At 59.9% G+C, this 15,986-nt stretch carries 11 protein-coding genes; 3 read left to right on the top strand and 8 right to left on the bottom strand.

Going from position 1 to position 15,986, the window contains the following annotated elements:
* Window positions 1-118 precede the first annotated feature (118 nt).
* From R3C19_14405 to R3C19_14420, 4 genes are all read right to left on the bottom strand, one after another.
* Window positions 119-2,335 (bottom strand): 3-hydroxyacyl-CoA dehydrogenase NAD-binding domain-containing protein, encoded by a 2,217-nt coding sequence (locus R3C19_14405; GenBank protein ID MEZ6061534.1) that lies wholly within the window; start codon window positions 2,333-2,335, stop codon window positions 119-121.
* 75 nt (window positions 2,336-2,410) lie between these two features.
* Window positions 2,411-3,694, bottom strand: coding sequence for a thiolase family protein (locus R3C19_14410; protein ID MEZ6061535.1), 1,284 nt, complete (start codon window positions 3,692-3,694; stop codon window positions 2,411-2,413).
* Between the two features lie 45 nt (window positions 3,695-3,739).
* On the bottom strand, window positions 3,740-5,455 hold the full coding sequence (locus R3C19_14415) for an AMP-binding protein (protein ID MEZ6061536.1): 1,716 nt from the start codon (window positions 5,453-5,455) through the stop codon (window positions 3,740-3,742).
* A gap of 612 nt (window positions 5,456-6,067) precedes the next feature.
* Window positions 6,068-6,952, bottom strand: coding sequence for a DUF1559 domain-containing protein (locus R3C19_14420; GenBank protein ID MEZ6061537.1), 885 nt, complete (start codon window positions 6,950-6,952; stop codon window positions 6,068-6,070).
* A 454-nt stretch (window positions 6,953-7,406) separates the two neighbouring features.
* Here R3C19_14420 and R3C19_14425 point away from each other — a divergent pair, with 454 nt between their 5' ends.
* The 3 genes from R3C19_14425 to R3C19_14435 all read left to right on the top strand — a co-directional run bounded on the left by R3C19_14425 (window position 7,407) and on the right by R3C19_14435 (window position 11,008).
* Window positions 7,407-8,885, top strand: coding sequence for a hypothetical protein (locus tag R3C19_14425; protein ID MEZ6061538.1), 1,479 nt, complete (start codon window positions 7,407-7,409; stop codon window positions 8,883-8,885).
* 291 nt (window positions 8,886-9,176) lie between these two features.
* Window positions 9,177-9,872: a LysM peptidoglycan-binding domain-containing protein gene (locus R3C19_14430; GenBank protein ID MEZ6061539.1), complete on the top strand. Its 696-nt coding sequence runs from the start codon at window positions 9,177-9,179 to the stop codon at window positions 9,870-9,872.
* Between the two features lie 137 nt (window positions 9,873-10,009).
* Window positions 10,010-11,008, top strand: coding sequence for a bifunctional oligoribonuclease/PAP phosphatase NrnA (locus tag R3C19_14435; protein ID MEZ6061540.1), 999 nt, complete (start codon window positions 10,010-10,012; stop codon window positions 11,006-11,008).
* Between the two features lie 630 nt (window positions 11,009-11,638).
* On the opposite strand, the gene R3C19_14440 is transcribed toward R3C19_14435, so the two are convergent.
* From R3C19_14440 to R3C19_14455, 4 genes are all read right to left on the bottom strand, one after another.
* Window positions 11,639-12,823 carry an aminotransferase class I/II-fold pyridoxal phosphate-dependent enzyme gene (locus R3C19_14440; protein ID MEZ6061541.1) on the bottom strand — a complete coding sequence of 395 codons (1,185 nt, stop codon included), beginning with the start codon at window positions 12,821-12,823 and terminating at the stop codon, window positions 11,639-11,641.
* Window positions 12,824-12,828: 5 nt separating this feature from the next.
* Window positions 12,829-14,355, bottom strand: coding sequence for a type VI secretion system contractile sheath large subunit (locus R3C19_14445; GenBank protein MEZ6061542.1), 1,527 nt, complete (start codon window positions 14,353-14,355; stop codon window positions 12,829-12,831).
* A gap of 10 nt (window positions 14,356-14,365) precedes the next feature.
* Complete coding sequence (locus R3C19_14450) at window positions 14,366-15,148, bottom strand: phytanoyl-CoA dioxygenase family protein (GenBank protein ID MEZ6061543.1); 783 nt, start codon at window positions 15,146-15,148, stop codon at window positions 14,366-14,368.
* Window positions 15,149-15,413: 265 nt separating this feature from the next.
* A complete protein-coding gene (locus R3C19_14455; protein ID MEZ6061544.1) occupies window positions 15,414-15,797 on the bottom strand; it encodes a DUF309 domain-containing protein in 384 nt (127 codons plus the stop codon).
* Window positions 15,798-15,986: the final 189 nt, after the last annotated feature.

Below are 15,986 nucleotides of genomic sequence, written 5' to 3' on the forward strand. Positions count from 1 at the left end.
TGATCCGTCCGCCCGTCCGTTGGTTTGATTTCAGGAATGTGTGAGTCGGTGCATCCGGAGCTTCATCGGATTCGTACCTTTCAGACGGTTGTGCGGATCGTTGTCGCGATGTCGCTTCTCATTTCGTGCCGCCCGCCAGTTCGTGAGGACGTGATGCCGCGCTATCGGCTGATGATTCGTTGTGAGTCTGTTCCGTCAGTAGTTTTGAAGGTTCGTATCTCTGGCCGAATTCGGCCTGCAGGCGCTTCATGTTCTCCGCGACTGTGTCAAATCCGATCGTTTCCGCCAGTTGAACCGGTCCGCCGCGGAAGGGTGCAAAGCCGGTGCCAAGAACCATCGCCAGATCAGCCATCCACGGTTCGCGGACGACATTTTCTTCCAGACAGCGAAACGCTTCGTTGATCAAAGGATAGATCACGCGGCGCTGAATTGCCGTCAGTCCGTCGTCGATGAAGCTGTCGGACGTTGCCACGGAATCGCCGGGTGACGGAACGCCCGCCGGCAGGATCTCCGACAGCAGCACCGGTTCGCCGCGTTTGCCGTCGGCATAGTTGTAAAAGCCCCGACCGCTTTTCGACCCTGTCCAGCCGCGATCGACCATCGCCTTCAGCATCGTCGACATGGAATCCGAATCCGGCAGCACAGAATTCAGCGTTTCGGCGACATGCAGCCCCACGTCGAGTCCCACATGGTCGAGCAGTTCGATCGGCCCCATCGGCATTCCAAACCGCTTCAGCTCGCGATCGATCGTCGACGCGGAGATCCCTTCCGTCGCCATCCGCACCGCTTCGCCGATGTAGGGAAACAGGACTCGATTCACCAGAAATCCGGGTGAATCGGTCGTGACCACGGGCGTCTTGCCGAGCCGTTTGACGAAAGCCGTCAGTTGCTGAATCGTGGCGTCGCTGGTTTCATCGGCCCGAACAACCTCCACGAGTTCCATGCGGTGGACGGGGTTGAAGAAGTGCAGTCCGGCAACACGATCGGGCCGCTGTGTGGCTTTGGCCATGTCGCCGATCGACAGCGCGGACGTGTTCGAAACGATCAGCGCAGACGGCTGCAGCAGCGAATCCAGTTCCTGAAACACGGCGTGCTTGACTTCGGGCCTTTCGACGACGGCTTCAATGACCAGATCAGCGTCGGTCAGTTCGGTCCATTGGCTGGTGACGGTGATTCGCGACATGCAGGCATCACGTTCGCCGGACGGCAGCCGGCCGCGCGAGACCATGTCGTCAAACAGCCGCGACACGCGTTTCAGCCCGGCGACGGCAAGGTCGTCGCTGAGTTCCTTCAGCACAACTTCGCAGCCCTTCAGCGCCGCAAGCTGCCCGATGCCCGCTCCCATCGCGCCGGCGCCGATGACGGCCACTTTCTGAATGTCCGGAACGTCGGCCGCGGCATCGTCACCGTTCCAGGTTGCCAGATCGCGGGCTTTCTCCCGGCGAAAGAACAGTCCCATCAGATTTCTGCAGGTGGACGTGTTGACCAGTCTGGCGAATTCGCGACGTTCGGTGGCGAACCCGTCAACGCCAACCTGATAGCCGTCGCGAATCGCCTTCACGGCGGAACCGAGAGCCGGATAATGTTCCACGTCGCGGGCAATTTGCTTGTTGACTCGATTGAACACGATCCACCGTCCCGCCGACGTGTTGTCGGCAAGTCGCTTCCACAGCGACGCTCGGGGATGATGATTCGGTCGGCGCGGGTTGTTCAGCACTTCCGAAACAAACTGATCGATGCATTCGTCGCGGCTTGCATCCGGACAGACAGCGTCCGCCAGTCCGATGCGCCTGGCTTTCTCAGCGGGAATCTTTCGACCCTGCAGGATCATCGACAGAGCCTGCATCAGGCCGACTCGCGCGGGCAGCCGCTGACAGCCTCCCCAGCCGGGAATCAGGCCAAGCTGTGTTTCGGGCAGAGCCAGACGTGTTGACAGCGTGTCGACAACGATTCGGTACCGGCAGGCCAGAGCGAACTCCAGGCCACCGCCAAGGCACGGTCCGTGAATCACGGCAACCGTCGGCGTCCGCAGCTTTTCCAGCCGAGCGAACAGATCCTGTCCGCGAGCCACAACGGCTTCAATCTGCTGAGTGGAATCCAGGTTTCCGAGTTCCTTCAGGTCCGCTCCGGCAAAGAACCCGCTGCTCTTCGCGCTGCGGAACACGATCACCTTCGCGTCTGAATCGGACTCCAGAGAACTGACGAGAGCTTCCAGTTCGATCAGCACGGATTCGTTGAAGACATTCATCGCCCGGCCGGCGACGTCGATCCAGACCGTGACAACATTGCGGTCGTCGCGGGCGATGTTGAAATTTCTGAATTGGAGGTTCTGCATAACGTCGATCCCTGTTCAGTGGTCACTCCGTGATGGACGGACGCGAAGGCGCGCTGCTTCGTTTCGCCCGATACTTCATGACAGTTCCGTTTCCAGCACCATCGCCACGCCCTGGCCACCGCCGACACACAGAGTTGCCAGACCCCGGCGCAGATTCTTTTCCCGCAGCGCTCGCAGCAGCGTCACAACGATGCGTGTGCCGGTTGTTCCCACGGGATGTCCCAGAGCGATCGCTCCACCGTGAATGTTCAGCTTCTCCGGGTCGACAGCACCGACCGGCTGCGACAGGCTGAGTTCCTTCTGAGCAAACGTCCTGGAATCCATCGCCGCCAGACACGCCAGCACCTGCGCCGCGAAGGCTTCGTTGATTTCGATCAGGTCAAAGTCCTTCATTGCCATGCCGGTTTGCTTCAGCAGCTTTGCAGTGGCGTAAACCGGACCAAGTCCCATCCGGCGAGGATCGCAGCCGGCGATCGCGTACGACGTCACGTACCCCAGCGGTTTCGCGTCTCTGGCAGACGTTCGTTCGGCGGACATCAGAACCACAGCGGCGGCTCCGTCGGTCAGCGGGCAACTGTTGCCGGCCGTGACGGAACCACGCTTGTCGAAGATCGGACGCAGCTTCCGCAACGCCTCGATGGATTGCTTCTCGCGCGGGCCATCGTCTTTGTTGACGTCCGTGCCCTTCACGGAAACCCCGGTAATTTCGCCGCCGAAGAAGCAGCTTTCCCGCGCGATGGATGCCTTCCGGTGACTCTCCAGCGCAAACTGATCCTGAGCCTCCCGGGTGATTGAGAATTCCTTCGCCAGAACCTCCGCCGTTTCGCCCATGTTCAGACCGCTGACCGGATCCGTCAGCCCCAGCATAACTCCCATGTCGGGTTTCAGGTGCCTGGGCCGCAGCTTTGCGAACGCGCGAAGTTTTTGCAGGAATGATTTCGCTCGTCCGGCCTGGATCAGCAGTCGAGCGGTCTCCGGCCTGACCAGCATCGGGATGTTCGACATCGATTCCGTGCCGCCGGCGATGATCGTGTGGGCTCGACCTTCGCGGAGAATCTGCCAGCCGCTGAGAATGGATTCCATCCCCGACGCGCAGTTGCGGTTGACCGTGTGAGCAACGCGATCGTGAGGCATGCCGGCCTTCAAAGCAATCACGCGCGCGATGTTGGCGGAATCGGCCGGCATCGAAACATTGCCGAAGACCAGTTCGTCAACGTCGTCGGGAGTCACGTCGATTCGATTCAGAACTTCCTTCGTCGCGGCGACACCCAGATCAACGGCGGAGACATCAGCGAACTGCCCGAACGCCTTGCAGAACGGAGTGCGAATTCCGGCGATAATGGCAAGCGGCTGGTTCATGATGCGGGTCCCTCGATACCGTCGTGATGCGTTGTTCAGGATGAGCTACGTCTTGTCCTCTCGCAGATGTCGTCGGATGACCTTCCCCAGAAAGTTCTTCGGCAGACTGTCACAGCGCTCCAGAGCTCTGGGTCGCTTGTGAGCGGCCAGATGTTCGCGGCAAAAATGATTGATGGCGTCTTCGTCCCACTTTGACGCGTCTTTCATCACGATGAATGCCTTGACGATTTCACCGCGGTGTTCGTCGGGTACTCCGACAACGGCGGCGTCTTCCACACCGGGGAATCGTCGCAGCACGTCCTCAACTTCCCGCGGAACAACGTTGAAGGACGACGTGATGATCAGATCCTTCTTGCGGTCGACGATCTGATACAGGCCCTCGGGCGTTCGTACTGCGATGTCGCCGGTGGACAGCCAGCCGTCGTGAATCGCCTGACGTGTCGCTTCGTCGTTCTTCCAGTAGCCGAGCATCACCTGAGGCCCGCGGACGAGCAGTTCGCCGGATTCTCCCTTTCCCACTTCCGTCCGGCCGTCTTCGGTGCTGACCAGACGGCATTCGGTGTCCGGCAGCGGCAGGCCGATCGTGCCGTACCGGGCATTCTCATTCAGCGGACCGACGTGCGTGACCGGCGATGCTTCAGAAAGACCATAACCTTCCACAACGATGGCACCCGTGTGCGCGGCGAACTCTTCGCCGACAGCGACTGGCAGCGTCGAACCTCCGGAAATCACCCACTTGATTGACGTCAGGTCCGCTTTGCGAGTCCGCAGATGTTCGTTCATCGCCACCAGCATCGCCGGCACGGCGTGAAACACCGTCGGCCGGTAAGTCTCGATCAGACGAATGGCCTGACGGACGTTGAACCGGTGATCCATAATCAGAGTCGCGGCCATCGCCGCGCCGCCCATCACGTTTGTCGAAAGGCCATAGCTGTGGAAGAACGGCAGCACCGACAAAAGCCGTTCCTGGCCGACGGATGCTCCGGCCCAGAAATACTGCTGCCAGGCATTGGCGACCATATTGCGATGACTCAGCGTGACCGCTTTTGGCATCCCGGTTGTGCCACCCGTCGCCAGGATGTAAGCCGGGGTCGTGGCCGGGTCGATGTCGGCCGGAACATGCTGCGGTTCGTCAGCGTCAAACCGGCCGACTTCGTCCCAGAACCAGCCGATGCGTTCGCCGGCTTCCATCCACCACCGACCGGTCTTCTTTCTTCGAAGGACCAGATATCCCAGTTGCTCGAAGACGGACAATCCGTGACGCAGTGAGATGAACAGGATCTTCGGCGGCAGTTCGTCGTCTTCATCGCCGCCGGTTGTGGTCAGCAGATGAGCCAGCATGTCCAGAGACACGACCAGCCTGCAGTCGGTGGCGTTCACCAGAGCCGTGACTTCTTCGGCGACGCACAGCGGACTGATGGCGACCGCGACTCCCCCGCGCGGCCAGATTCCGTTCAGAGCGATCAGGTATTCGGGGATGTTGGGCAGCAGCAGACCGACTCGATCACCGGGTTCGATACCCTGCCGCTTCAGCATCGCGGCGGTTTTGCAGGCAGCCTGGTTCAGTTCCTCCCAGGACCAGGCAACATTGTTGTACAGACAGCCTGTGTGCTTCGGCAGCAGACGAGCGGCACGATCCAGCAGGCCCCAGGCAGCAATGTCGGGATAGTCCAGCGTATGCGGAACGCCCGGCGGATAGATGTCGCACGCCGGCCGAAGTTCCTCGTTCAGCGTTTCGGTCGCGGGAGTGACAGTTGCCATGTGACACCTCACTTTCGCAGTAACCCGTCCGTGGAGGACTGACCGTCGGCAATGGACGAGTCACTCCATGGTTGGCTCCATGAGGCGATCTGGCTTTCGTTGTCCAAGGCAGTCTGAACGCCGTTTTCCGCGATCCGAAGACCGCGCATCACAAACCGCTCAGACACCCATTCGTTTCATTGGGTTTGGTTACCGGAAGAAAGCAGGTCGCAGGTCGGTTTAAGAAGTCTGATGACGTCGCAGGAGTGCGGCACGCACGGGAAGGAGGAGATTCGGGTTTCGCGGTGTCCTCCGGTCATCCAGTCGGAAATGACATCGCTAAGCCGCCGTGCCGTGTGCCGCACCCTGGTTCCATGACGCCGATGAATCGTAGGCAGGCGATTATCGCCGTCAAGCTGACTTCGGTTGCGTGAACTTTGCAAGCAGATTCACGGATCAGCGATTCAGGACACACCAATCACCTGCGACAGTGCGTATTGGTACACTTCTGCGGTTGCCGTCGCGTGAGTTGTTCCGGTTGCTCCGGCATGTGGCAGGAAGGCAACTCGTGCGGTTTCCGCGACGTCCGAGCATCACCTGCAGACGACATCGAAGGAATTCGCGTCCGTCGCGTCATTCCCGGTCGTAGAGCTCGTCGCGGCGCAGCGGGTTGTCCAGCGTCCCTTCGCTCACGAATCCCAGACGCTCCTCATCCATGCGATCCGCCTGCTGCTGAGACAGAAAATTGTCGCCAGGGACTTCCACACGAGTCGCGAAAGCAAACCCGCGAACGCTGCCGTCCAGAAACGACACGTTCGCCGAATCGCTGTGGCGAAAATGCACGTTGGGGAAGTTGTGACTCGGCGGTTCCAGCAGCCAGGTTTCTTCAAAGCTGAACGCAGGCGGACTGAAGCTGACCGCCTTCACCTGAGCACTATCGGCAAACACCAGAGTCTGTGACGTCGACGCAAAGTCGCGAAACCGGCGAGTAACGGGTTGCCCGCTGAGCCGTGCCGCATAGGTCGGAGGCGGCCATTCAATGCCGGACGACCGCGAAAAAAAGTGACCGTTGAAACCGAAGCCGGATGCCGGACGCCCAAAATGCACCGCGTCCATCTGCCCCGGACCGAAGTTCGGACATTGAAACGCCGAGTAGTTCGTTTCCATAAACGGGCTCAGCGGTCCGGCGGCAAAATTCAGTTGTTGCTCCGGGTCCGGCTCACGATAGTCGACCCTGCCGAACCAGAATTGTGCCGTCCCCTGGCTGCCGGAAAACGTCTGCAGAAAATTCAGGCGAGCCTGATCTTCAATGACGTAGGGAATCAGATGTCCCATGTAGACGTCGGCATAGTTGTGAACCGCCAGAGTAAGCTGCTTCAGTCGATTGCGACACTGAGTTCGACGGGCAGCTTCCCGCGCCTGCTGAACGGCCGGCAGCAGCAACCCAACCAGAACCGCGATAATCGCGATCACGACCAGCAGTTCAATCAGTGTAAAGCCTCGCCGACGATCACGCATGAATTCACTTCCACAAGTTCTCTGTCAGCACTGCATCAGCACTGACATTGATGAGTTGTTTGCGACTGCCGCAGCCAGACAATCCGCGGCGCAAGCGCACCGGCTCAGCCAGCGCCACAGATCAAAACACGTTAGCCAGTGCATCAGGCGATTCCGGAATCGGCAGATCCGCGGCGTCCGGACAACAGCCTGCGACCCTTCAACAGCCGAAATCACGCGATTCCTCGCTGGTGGCTGGCAGCGTACCGGTTCGCCAGGGACGGTTCAATTCGGTTTCGTGGCCGCAGGATCACTCGAATAACCCGTGGCAGCCAGTCCATTCCATCGACGCCTCCGCAGACCACGGAGCCGACCGGCCGATCGCGAAGTCACCCGCAACGGACTGCGGAAACGATGCGCGATGGGCTACAATCGGGCGGCCGAGCCTGCCTGACCACTTACCGTGAGACATCGCATGATGTTCAAGCCAGCAACTTTGTTTGTCGCCGTAAGTCTGACGGCGAGCGTCGGGAACTTCGCAACAGCCGAAGACTTCTTCCTGACAATCGGCGGCGGCTACACGCAGACGGAGAATCAGGTTTCGCTCGAAAACAACGTTCGGCTGTTTCAGCGAACTCTGGCGGACCTGCATCTGGGGGAACGATCCAATGACATCTATTTCTCCGATGGCGCAGATTCGACTCCCGACGTTCAGGTGGTTGATCCTCAGTCCGTTCCAAAGGCCAACCGGCTGATGGCGGAGTTCTTCGGCAGCGATGACGACCTGGGACTCTTCTACCGCAATCATCAGATTCCTCGCGTCAGGGCCGCTGCCAGTCCCGCCAATATCCGTCAATGGTTTGCAGAGACCGGCAGCCGCATGAAGTCCGGTGACCGGCTTGTGCTGTATGTGACGGCTCACGGACACCGCAGCGATGACCGAAACAACGCGTTCAACACGTCGATCGCAACCTGGAACAACACCAGCGTCAAAATGGCGGAATTCGTCCGCATGCTCGACCGACTGCCCGCGGGCGTGCAGGTGGTCACGATCATGGTGCAGTGCTACGCCGGAGGCTTCGCGCGCTACATCTTCAACGACGGTGATCCCGCGAGAGGGGTGTCGCGGCAGGCTCGATGCGGCTTCTTCGCGACGGTGCATGATCGGCCGGCCGCCGGCTGCACTCCGGAAGTCGACGAGGCCAGCTATGTGGAATACAGCACCTATTTCTTCGCAGCGCTGTCCGGACAGGATCGCAGCGGCGCGGCAATCAGGGCTCCTGACTACAACAGCGACGGCGTGGTTTCATTCGACGAAGCACACGCGTACACGATGCTGACCGCGGATACGATCGATGTGCCCGTGACAACGTCCAGCGAATTCCTGGACGTCAACAGCCGGATCGGCGCTGCCGAGTCCGACCTTCTGACCGATGCGGAGCCGTATGATCGGATCCTGAGCCTGGCGACACCGTCCGAGTCCGCGATCCTGGAAGGCTTGTCCGAACAGCTTGGCCTGACGGGTTCGGATCGAGTCTCCACGGCGCGCCGCGAAGCACAGCCCCGACGAGGACGCGGTCGGTTTCGGGGACGCCGAAGGAACGATCCTGCCGACGAATTGCGGCGCCGCATCGCGGCCGATCTGGAAAAACGCTGGCCGGAACTCGCCAACCTGCTGAATCCTGGAGCTATCGACCTGCTGACCGTTCGCAGCAGTGAATTCATTGCCGCACTTGAAGGTCATCCGGATTACAGCCGCTACCGCGCACTGGCGGACAACCGACAGCCGGTCGCCGACGAACAAAAACGGATCGTGAAATATGAACGGTTCCTGCGAATCGCCGACAATGTGGTTCTGGCCGAAAACCTGAAACGCATCGGCGATTCGGAAATGCTGAAGCAGTTTCAGGCCATCGTCCGCGGCGAATCGGGGACGCTGTCGAATGGCAAATGACGCGACAGTGCGACCGCCACACATCTTTTCGCGTCGTCGATCGCAGACCGCCGCGGATACGGTGTCGACTCTTGTTTGCGGCAAGCCAGGTGACACGCATCCGCGCGACATGGCACGCAGCGCGCCTCATCGCGCGCCAGGACCGCACCATCTTCGGTGCATGCCTTTTCGCGAAACTCCACGCAACCGCAGCTCTGTCGGTTCGAAAATAGCGGTTCATCGCCGCGCCCCGATTGTTTCGTCCACGCGCGGCGCACTCCTGCGGCTCAGATTCACGAAGGGACACACAACATGGCTCTCGTCGTCGCAATTTCCAAGGGCGTCATTCCGGCTCCGCAGATCGTCAGTGAGGCCAGGGTCGTAGCGGTTTCCGGCAACAGCCTGGCAGTCGGCTTCACTCTTCCGCAAATCCGAATTGATCTGACGGGGATTTCCTTCAAGCAGCGGCACGGTGCTTCCGGGCCGGAATTCAGTTTCGACTTCGGCACGCTGCGGATCGACCTGAGTCAGGAGATCTTCATTTCCAGCAGCCTGACTCCGTGCGAACAGCGAAAATGGACCGCTCACGAAATCGGTCACGCCAATGACAATCGTGACCTGATGGATCAACTGGAAGCGGAATTCACACCCTACGGAGTCATTCAGGATGTGTTCCACAACGGAACGTGGTATCCGCGGACAGATTTTGCTCTGGTGCAGAATCTGATCCAGCAGGACATCGGCGACGCATTTCGGTCGCTGGAAGCGGCGGCGGTGGCGGCTCACGATACGGTGGCCGAATATCGGCGAGTCGCGCGGGAGATTCTGCGAGACTGTCCCGGACCGATTCATTATCGCGTCAACCGCGGTGACACGCTGTCGGCGATCGCGCTGCACTACTACGGCACGGCGTCGCGATGGAACCGGATCTATGAAGCGAACCGTGCCACCATCGGCCCCAATCCGAACGTCATCCGCCCCGGACAAACGCTCGTCATTCCGAAGTAGAATCGCGGATTCTCCGCCTGTTGTTGATCGAATCGGCATGTGCTAGCTTTCTGCTCGCCGATGCCCGGATTGTTGCTCGCGGGAGATCTCTTCGGCCGCACCCATGCCGTCAGCATGCTTCTTCCGAAAGCGATCCTGTGCCTGAGCTCGACTGGGCTCCGCTGCGGAGCATCATCGAAAACCATCAGTCGTTTCTGATTACCAGCCACGTCCGACCCGATGCGGATGCTCTGGGATCCGAACTGGGTATGGCGGCGATTCTGCAGGCGTTCGGAAAAAGGGTCACAATCCTGAACGCCACGGCTCCGCCGCAGAATCTGCTGTTCATGAACCGAAACGGTACCGTCTGCAAGCTGGGCGAAGATCTGGAGAAGGCCGACATCCCGCAAACCGACGTGTGCATCGTCGTCGACACCAGCGCCTGGCAGCAGTTGGGTGCTATGGCGGACGTTGTCCAGAAGGCAGGCGGCATTCGCGTGGTGATCGATCACCACATCAGTTCCGACAACCTGGGAGCCACGGAATTCAGGGACATTGAAGCGGCAGCGACCGGCGAACTGATCTTCGAAGCCGCCCAGGCACTGGGGATCGAATTCGACGCCGACACTGCCGCGTTTCTGTACGCCGCGATCGCCACCGACACGGGCTGGTTCCGGTTTCCGTCCACAACCGCGCGCACGATGAAAATCGCCGCCTCACTGATGCAGTGCGGCGCTGAACCGCACGTTCTGTACGGACTTGTCAATGAACAAAGGTCGCTGGCTCAGGTGCGGCTGGCGGGTCGCGTGCTGTCGAGAATTCACACCGAATGCGACGGCCGACTGGTCTGGATTTCCGCCGACAAGACCGATTTCGAAGAAACGAAAGCGCTGCCATCGGATACCGAAAGTCTGGTCAATCAATGTCTGACCGTCGCGGGTTCCGAAGCCGCATTCATCGCCGTGGAACTGCAGTCCGGAATGGTGAAGTTCAGCCTGCGCTGCCGGCCTCCCTACGACGTGGCGGCTCTGGCGGAAAAGTTCAGCGGCGGAGGACACAAGCTGGCGTCCGGTGCCACTCTGCCCGGCCCGTTCAGTGAAGCCGTGGAAAGCATCCGGTCAGGATTTCACGCGATGCTTGCTGGCTCGGAACGCTGAGTCCCGCGTTCCGGTGCGGGTTCCCGATTATTTGGCACCAGACCGTTTGCGCGGTTTTGCGGTGCGGCGACGCCTCTGGCCGGAAGGCGGCGGCTTCAAATGCCAGCCGAAGATCACCGCGGCCGCCCGGACAAATCACCCTGCCGCGGTCCCGGCGATTCCAACGTCTGCCTGATGTGGAGATCCCGCGGCGTGGACAAGAGCAAAAAAAACTCTGTCCAGACCGCTTGCTGCAAAATCCGGTTGACGCCCGTTTTAAACAGATAAAGTGGGCACCCACCGCCCGGGTCATGTGATCCGATCATAGTCGGCGTGACAGTCGGCCGGAACGTCCGGGTTCCCTTAGGGTGAAATCTGTAGGGTCAACTCATTTCGCTGCAAGTCGGTCTGGCAGAGCTTGGGAGAAGTGTCTTGTTGTCGCAGTGCCGTTCACTGACCAGTCGCATCGTCTGGAAGAACGACACCTGCTTCAGCGACCGCTGAAACTCATCGAACGGACGAAAGAATACAGCCCGTCCAATAAACGAGCAAGGTCGCAATCGACGAAGTTTTCCGAACGATTTCGCCCCGGCAGAACCCGCCGGTTTCGATTGACATCGAACGCGTCTGTGCTTTGTCGAGTCGGCGGGATCAGGAACAGTTGCGCAGCGCCTGGTCCAGTTCGTGCCTGAGCAGTTCGAAGGGTTCCAGGCCTACGGACAGGCGCATGAGTCCGGCGGTGATGCCAAGGTCGGTTCGCTGTTGAACCGTCATGTAGCGGTGCGATGTCGATGCCGGGTGAGACACTGTTGTCCGCGCGTCAGCCAGCGTCGGTGAAAACGGAATCTGTTCAGCCGCTCGCATGAATCGTGCAACGGCGGCCTCGGAATCGTCCGCCAACAGAATGGAAATAATGCCGCCGGTGCCGTTGGGATAAAGTCGGCGAGCCGTGTCATAGCCAGGGTGAGAATTCACGGCAGGATGACAGACCCGCCGGACACACGGATGACCGGCGAGAAACTTCGCCAGTCGATTTGTGGTCTCGCAAATCTGCTTCATTCGCAGCGGCAGAGTTCGCAGGCCTCGCTGAGTCAGCCAGCTTTCGAAGGGATTTGCGTTTTGGCCAAACTGGCTGGCGGTTTCTGCTGCGGATTTCATCAGCGAACCGGACCCGGCCGCGACTCCCAGCATCACGTCGCCGTGACCATTCAGGTACTTTGATGCGCTGTGGATCACCACTGATGCTCCGTGATCCAGCGGACGGATCAGTTCCGGCGTCGTGAACGTGCTGTCGACGACCAGCGGAATCCGACCCAGTGCGTTCGCCACGGCAGCGATGTCCACCACGTCCAGCAGCGGATTGGAAATGGTCTCCACCAGGCAGAGTCGAGTATTCGCTCGAACCGCGGCTTTGACGGCATCGGGGTTACCAACATCGATTGATGAAACTTCGATGCCGAATTGGTGCGTGAAGCGTTCGAGCAACTGCGACGTCCGACCGTACAGCAGTCGCGATGCCACGATATGATCGCCGGTGCCGGCAAGACTCAGCAGCACGGCCGCGATCGCTCCCATTCCGGACGCGAACACCGCTCCGGCTTCCGCGTTTTCCATCTTTGCGATCGTGGCAGCCAGCGCGGCGTGGTTTGGATTTCCGTCGCGTGTATAGACGTATCCGGACGCCTCACCGGCACGCATCGCGGCCAGGAATTCGGGGTCGGGAATGTCGAAGGCCGCCGTTTGATAGATCGGCGGGCTGCTTGGCGGCGTGTCGAACGAAGGCACATGGCCCGCACGGGCGACATGGCGGTACTGAGCGAAATCGTCTGTCGTCATAGTGTCTAGCGCGGCGGAAGCCAGCGACCGGTAAGATGCTGAGTTTCATCCAGTGCCAGCGAACGCAGTCCGGGCATCAACACTTTGCCTTCGTCGCGGACAGACAGCACCACTGACAGACCGCACGCCGCAATCTTCTTCGCCGCACGAAGGCTCAGCGACGCTTCCGCGCACGGCTTGACGGTTTCTTCGCCGTCATCATCAAACAGAAAGACCGGCAGATGATCGATTTCATCATTGAAGGCGGCAGTTACATCCCACCCGGCTTCGGAAAAAGCCTGCCCAAGCTGGCAGACCCGGCCGAACGCGCTGTTCATCCACAGAAATGCGCCATGCTGAGTACCGTCGGGGATTTCCTCAAAGGCAAACGATTCGATCGGATTGGAATCCCTGCCGTAGGGCTGACGAGCCAGGATTCGCGGCAGGGACAATCCGACATACTTCGCCGCCGACGACGCCCGAACCAAATCCCATGCCTCGGTTTTTTCCGAAGGCGGCTGAACCCAGTCATCGGGATCCGGGGCCGCGTCGAATCCGGCACATCCGATGATTTCCGGAAGTGCCCCGGCAACAAAGGCGGATCCCGCTGCCTTGTGAATGGACGCCAGTCGGCCAAGTCGTCGGCAGTCGTCATCGGAAAGGCCGAATTCGAAATTGCCCAGCACCAGAGTCCACGGTTCCGCACCGGGAACGGTCGCGGATTCAGCAACGAGTTTGTACAGCCGCGTTGCTGCTGGATCTTCAGTACTGAACAGATCGTCGGACAGCGACTGCTTCGAAACGTTTACGAGAAAGACCTGCAGCGAACGGTCCGTTTCCAGTCGGCGGATCAGAAACTCGACTCCCCGCCAGGCGGCTTCGAGCTGCTGGAAACTCGGGCTGTGCAGCAGACGTCGCATGGTTTCGGCGATGGCTTCATCGACGCCGGCGATGAACTCCGCCTGACGCGGATCGGCTCGGGCGACGACATAGGGTTCGACGAGCTGCCGAACATAGGCGTCCCAGTCGACGTTGCCTTCCACGATCTGCTGCATCAGCGGTTTGGAAGCCGCCTGTGTCTGAGCAATCGCTCCCGCCAGCAGATCGGCGGTGACGTCTGCGTTGGCCGGCGATTCGTTAACAGGTGATTCCGGCGCGGGTGGCTGCGAATCTGAACGGGAATCGGAAGCCCGGATCAGCGCTGCCTCGTCTTCGAATGTCGCCGAATCGGAAAGCCGCTCCCGTCGACTGCGCAGTGCGGAAAACAGTTTCAGACGGGAATAGAGTCGATCCGGGTGAAAGTCTTCCAGTTCCGAAAAAGCAATGTCAACAGGCGGGGCGCCGGCATCCAGCGATGTCGTACACCGAACATCCAGCCGCGCGAACACTTCGTCCAGATTGTCGCGGTCAACCGACACCGGTTTGTTCCACGACTTCGCTGCACCGAAGTCACCCAGCAACAGAATGCGAAACGGTGAATCCGGCACAACGTTCGCCGACGCGGATTCCGACAACGGCATCCCGAACGAAACCGAACTTTTCGTCAACGCCATGATGCCATCCTCACAACAGCAAAAGTTCCGGCAGCGCGGCCGATCGGGTTTCCGGAAGCGGCAGATTGTCCATCGAACGGAACGTGAATACGGCTGAGTACTTTGTTTCGTCCGAATAGTTTCGAGTTGCCGCGTGAAAGCTGCGGGCGTGAAAGAACAAAACGTCGCCGGGCTGAAGTTCCGCCACCACGGCCGTCTGCAGCCAGTTCTGATTCTCTTCCAGATCTTCCCGCAAAAACAGATCGTCGTCCAGTTGGTCGCGCCGAAGCGGCTGCGTGTGCGTTCCCGGAAGCAGCCGCAGGCAACCGTTCTGCAGAGTCTCCGTGCCCAGCGCAATCCACGCGTTGATAAGCTCCGGCCGCATGAACGACCAGTAACGAATATCCTGGTGCCAGCCGGTGTCACTGCTGAATCGCGGATGCTTGGTCATGATGCAGTTGTGGTGGGCCAGCGGCATCACGACCTGCGGCCCCAGCACCTGCTTGAGACGATTCAAAAGAAATCGCTCTTTGACAAGTTCGGAAAACACCGGATCGCGGCTGAATGCCTGCTTCAATCGCCGAATCGTCCGGCCCCCGACAGAATCTCGCGACGTGGGGGCTCCCGGGTAATTCAGGTCCGCTTCATATTCAATGTCGCCAAAGTGAGCGGCCGAATCGCGATGTGTCACCGCCAGGATTCGGTTGCAGTACGATTCCGGAATCAGACTGCGAACGATGACAAATCCGTCGAGCTGGAACTCGCCGAGTTCGAATTCCGTGAACTGCTCCTCCCGCGGCGAAGTTTCCGACATTCCCATTGATTCTCCTGAGTTCCCTCACGTTGTCACGTTCGGTCTTTTGCCAAGCCACAGCAATTCGACGGTCCGCCACACCCGCGTGCCGGACAAACCTCAATCAAGACATCAGACACCGCGGCGGAAGAGCAGAATCCTGCCGTCCGCCGCCAGCGCCAACGGCAGCATAATGCCGGCACCCTGGATGCCAGCGGAAAGATTCTCCCGGCGGCATGCGATTCTTCAAGTCCCGGCAACTGGAATGCTGCAACACGATGGCACGTCACCGCCGGCGAACAATCCGCGGGATCAGCTCCGGTTTCAGCACTACTCCGTGCGGATAGCCGCGTTCCACGGCCAGCAATTCCGCAAAGCACAGTTCCATGTCGTCCAACAGACGCTGTACATCGATCCCCGCAAACCGCGGCTGAAATGGTCGCAGATAGCATGTGCAACTGCCGTACATTTTTCGGGCGCCCGTCAGGTTGCTGCCTTCAAAATGATGCAGGCAAACAGCGCCGTGAATCAGACCCTGAACGAAGGTCTTTTCCCGCCCGACAAGTTCCATCCAGAGGTCCTCAAAGACGTCATGGCTGGCAAAGAATTCCCGCTGATTGAAAAGCCGGATGCCGTCGTCGATTCTGGGATCCTCCGGGTCCAGAGACATGCCTGGTCTTCCTCTTCGATTGACTTCGTCGGATACCGCTGACTCGGCCCGCTGCCGAAACTCGATCGCGAAATGAGTTTTCCTGACTGCGGTGCGATTCCGCCAACACGATGATTCGACAGCCGGAGGACGGGACCGCGGCGTATTCGATAAGGCACGATCGGAATCCCTCCGTTGCCGCCGTCCTTC

Source organism: Planctomycetaceae bacterium, assembly GCA_041398785.1.
In the GTDB taxonomy this organism is placed as follows: domain Bacteria; phylum Planctomycetota; class Planctomycetia; order Planctomycetales; family Planctomycetaceae; genus JAWKUA01.

Coding starts and splice junctions, on each gene's coding strand:
- R3C19_14445 (MEZ6061542.1), bottom strand. CDS start 14,355: ATGGCGTTGACGAAAAGTTCGGTTTCGTTCGGGATGCCGTTGTCGGAA.
- R3C19_14410 (MEZ6061535.1), bottom strand. CDS start 3,694: ATGAACCAGCCGCTTGCCATTATCGCCGGAATTCGCACTCCGTTCTGC.
- R3C19_14405 (MEZ6061534.1), bottom strand. CDS start 2,335: ATGCAGAACCTCCAATTCAGAAATTTCAACATCGCCCGCGACGACCGC.
- R3C19_14430 (MEZ6061539.1), top strand. CDS start 9,177: ATGGCTCTCGTCGTCGCAATTTCCAAGGGCGTCATTCCGGCTCCGCAG.
- R3C19_14415 (MEZ6061536.1), bottom strand. CDS start 5,455: ATGGCAACTGTCACTCCCGCGACCGAAACGCTGAACGAGGAACTTCGG.
- R3C19_14450 (MEZ6061543.1), bottom strand. CDS start 15,148: ATGTCGGAAACTTCGCCGCGGGAGGAGCAGTTCACGGAATTCGAACTC.
- R3C19_14440 (MEZ6061541.1), bottom strand. CDS start 12,823: ATGACGACAGACGATTTCGCTCAGTACCGCCATGTCGCCCGTGCGGGC.
- R3C19_14455 (MEZ6061544.1), bottom strand. CDS start 15,797: ATGTCTCTGGACCCGGAGGATCCCAGAATCGACGACGGCATCCGGCTT.
- R3C19_14420 (MEZ6061537.1), bottom strand. CDS start 6,952: ATGCGTGATCGTCGGCGAGGCTTTACACTGATTGAACTGCTGGTCGTG.
- R3C19_14425 (MEZ6061538.1), top strand. CDS start 7,407: ATGATGTTCAAGCCAGCAACTTTGTTTGTCGCCGTAAGTCTGACGGCG.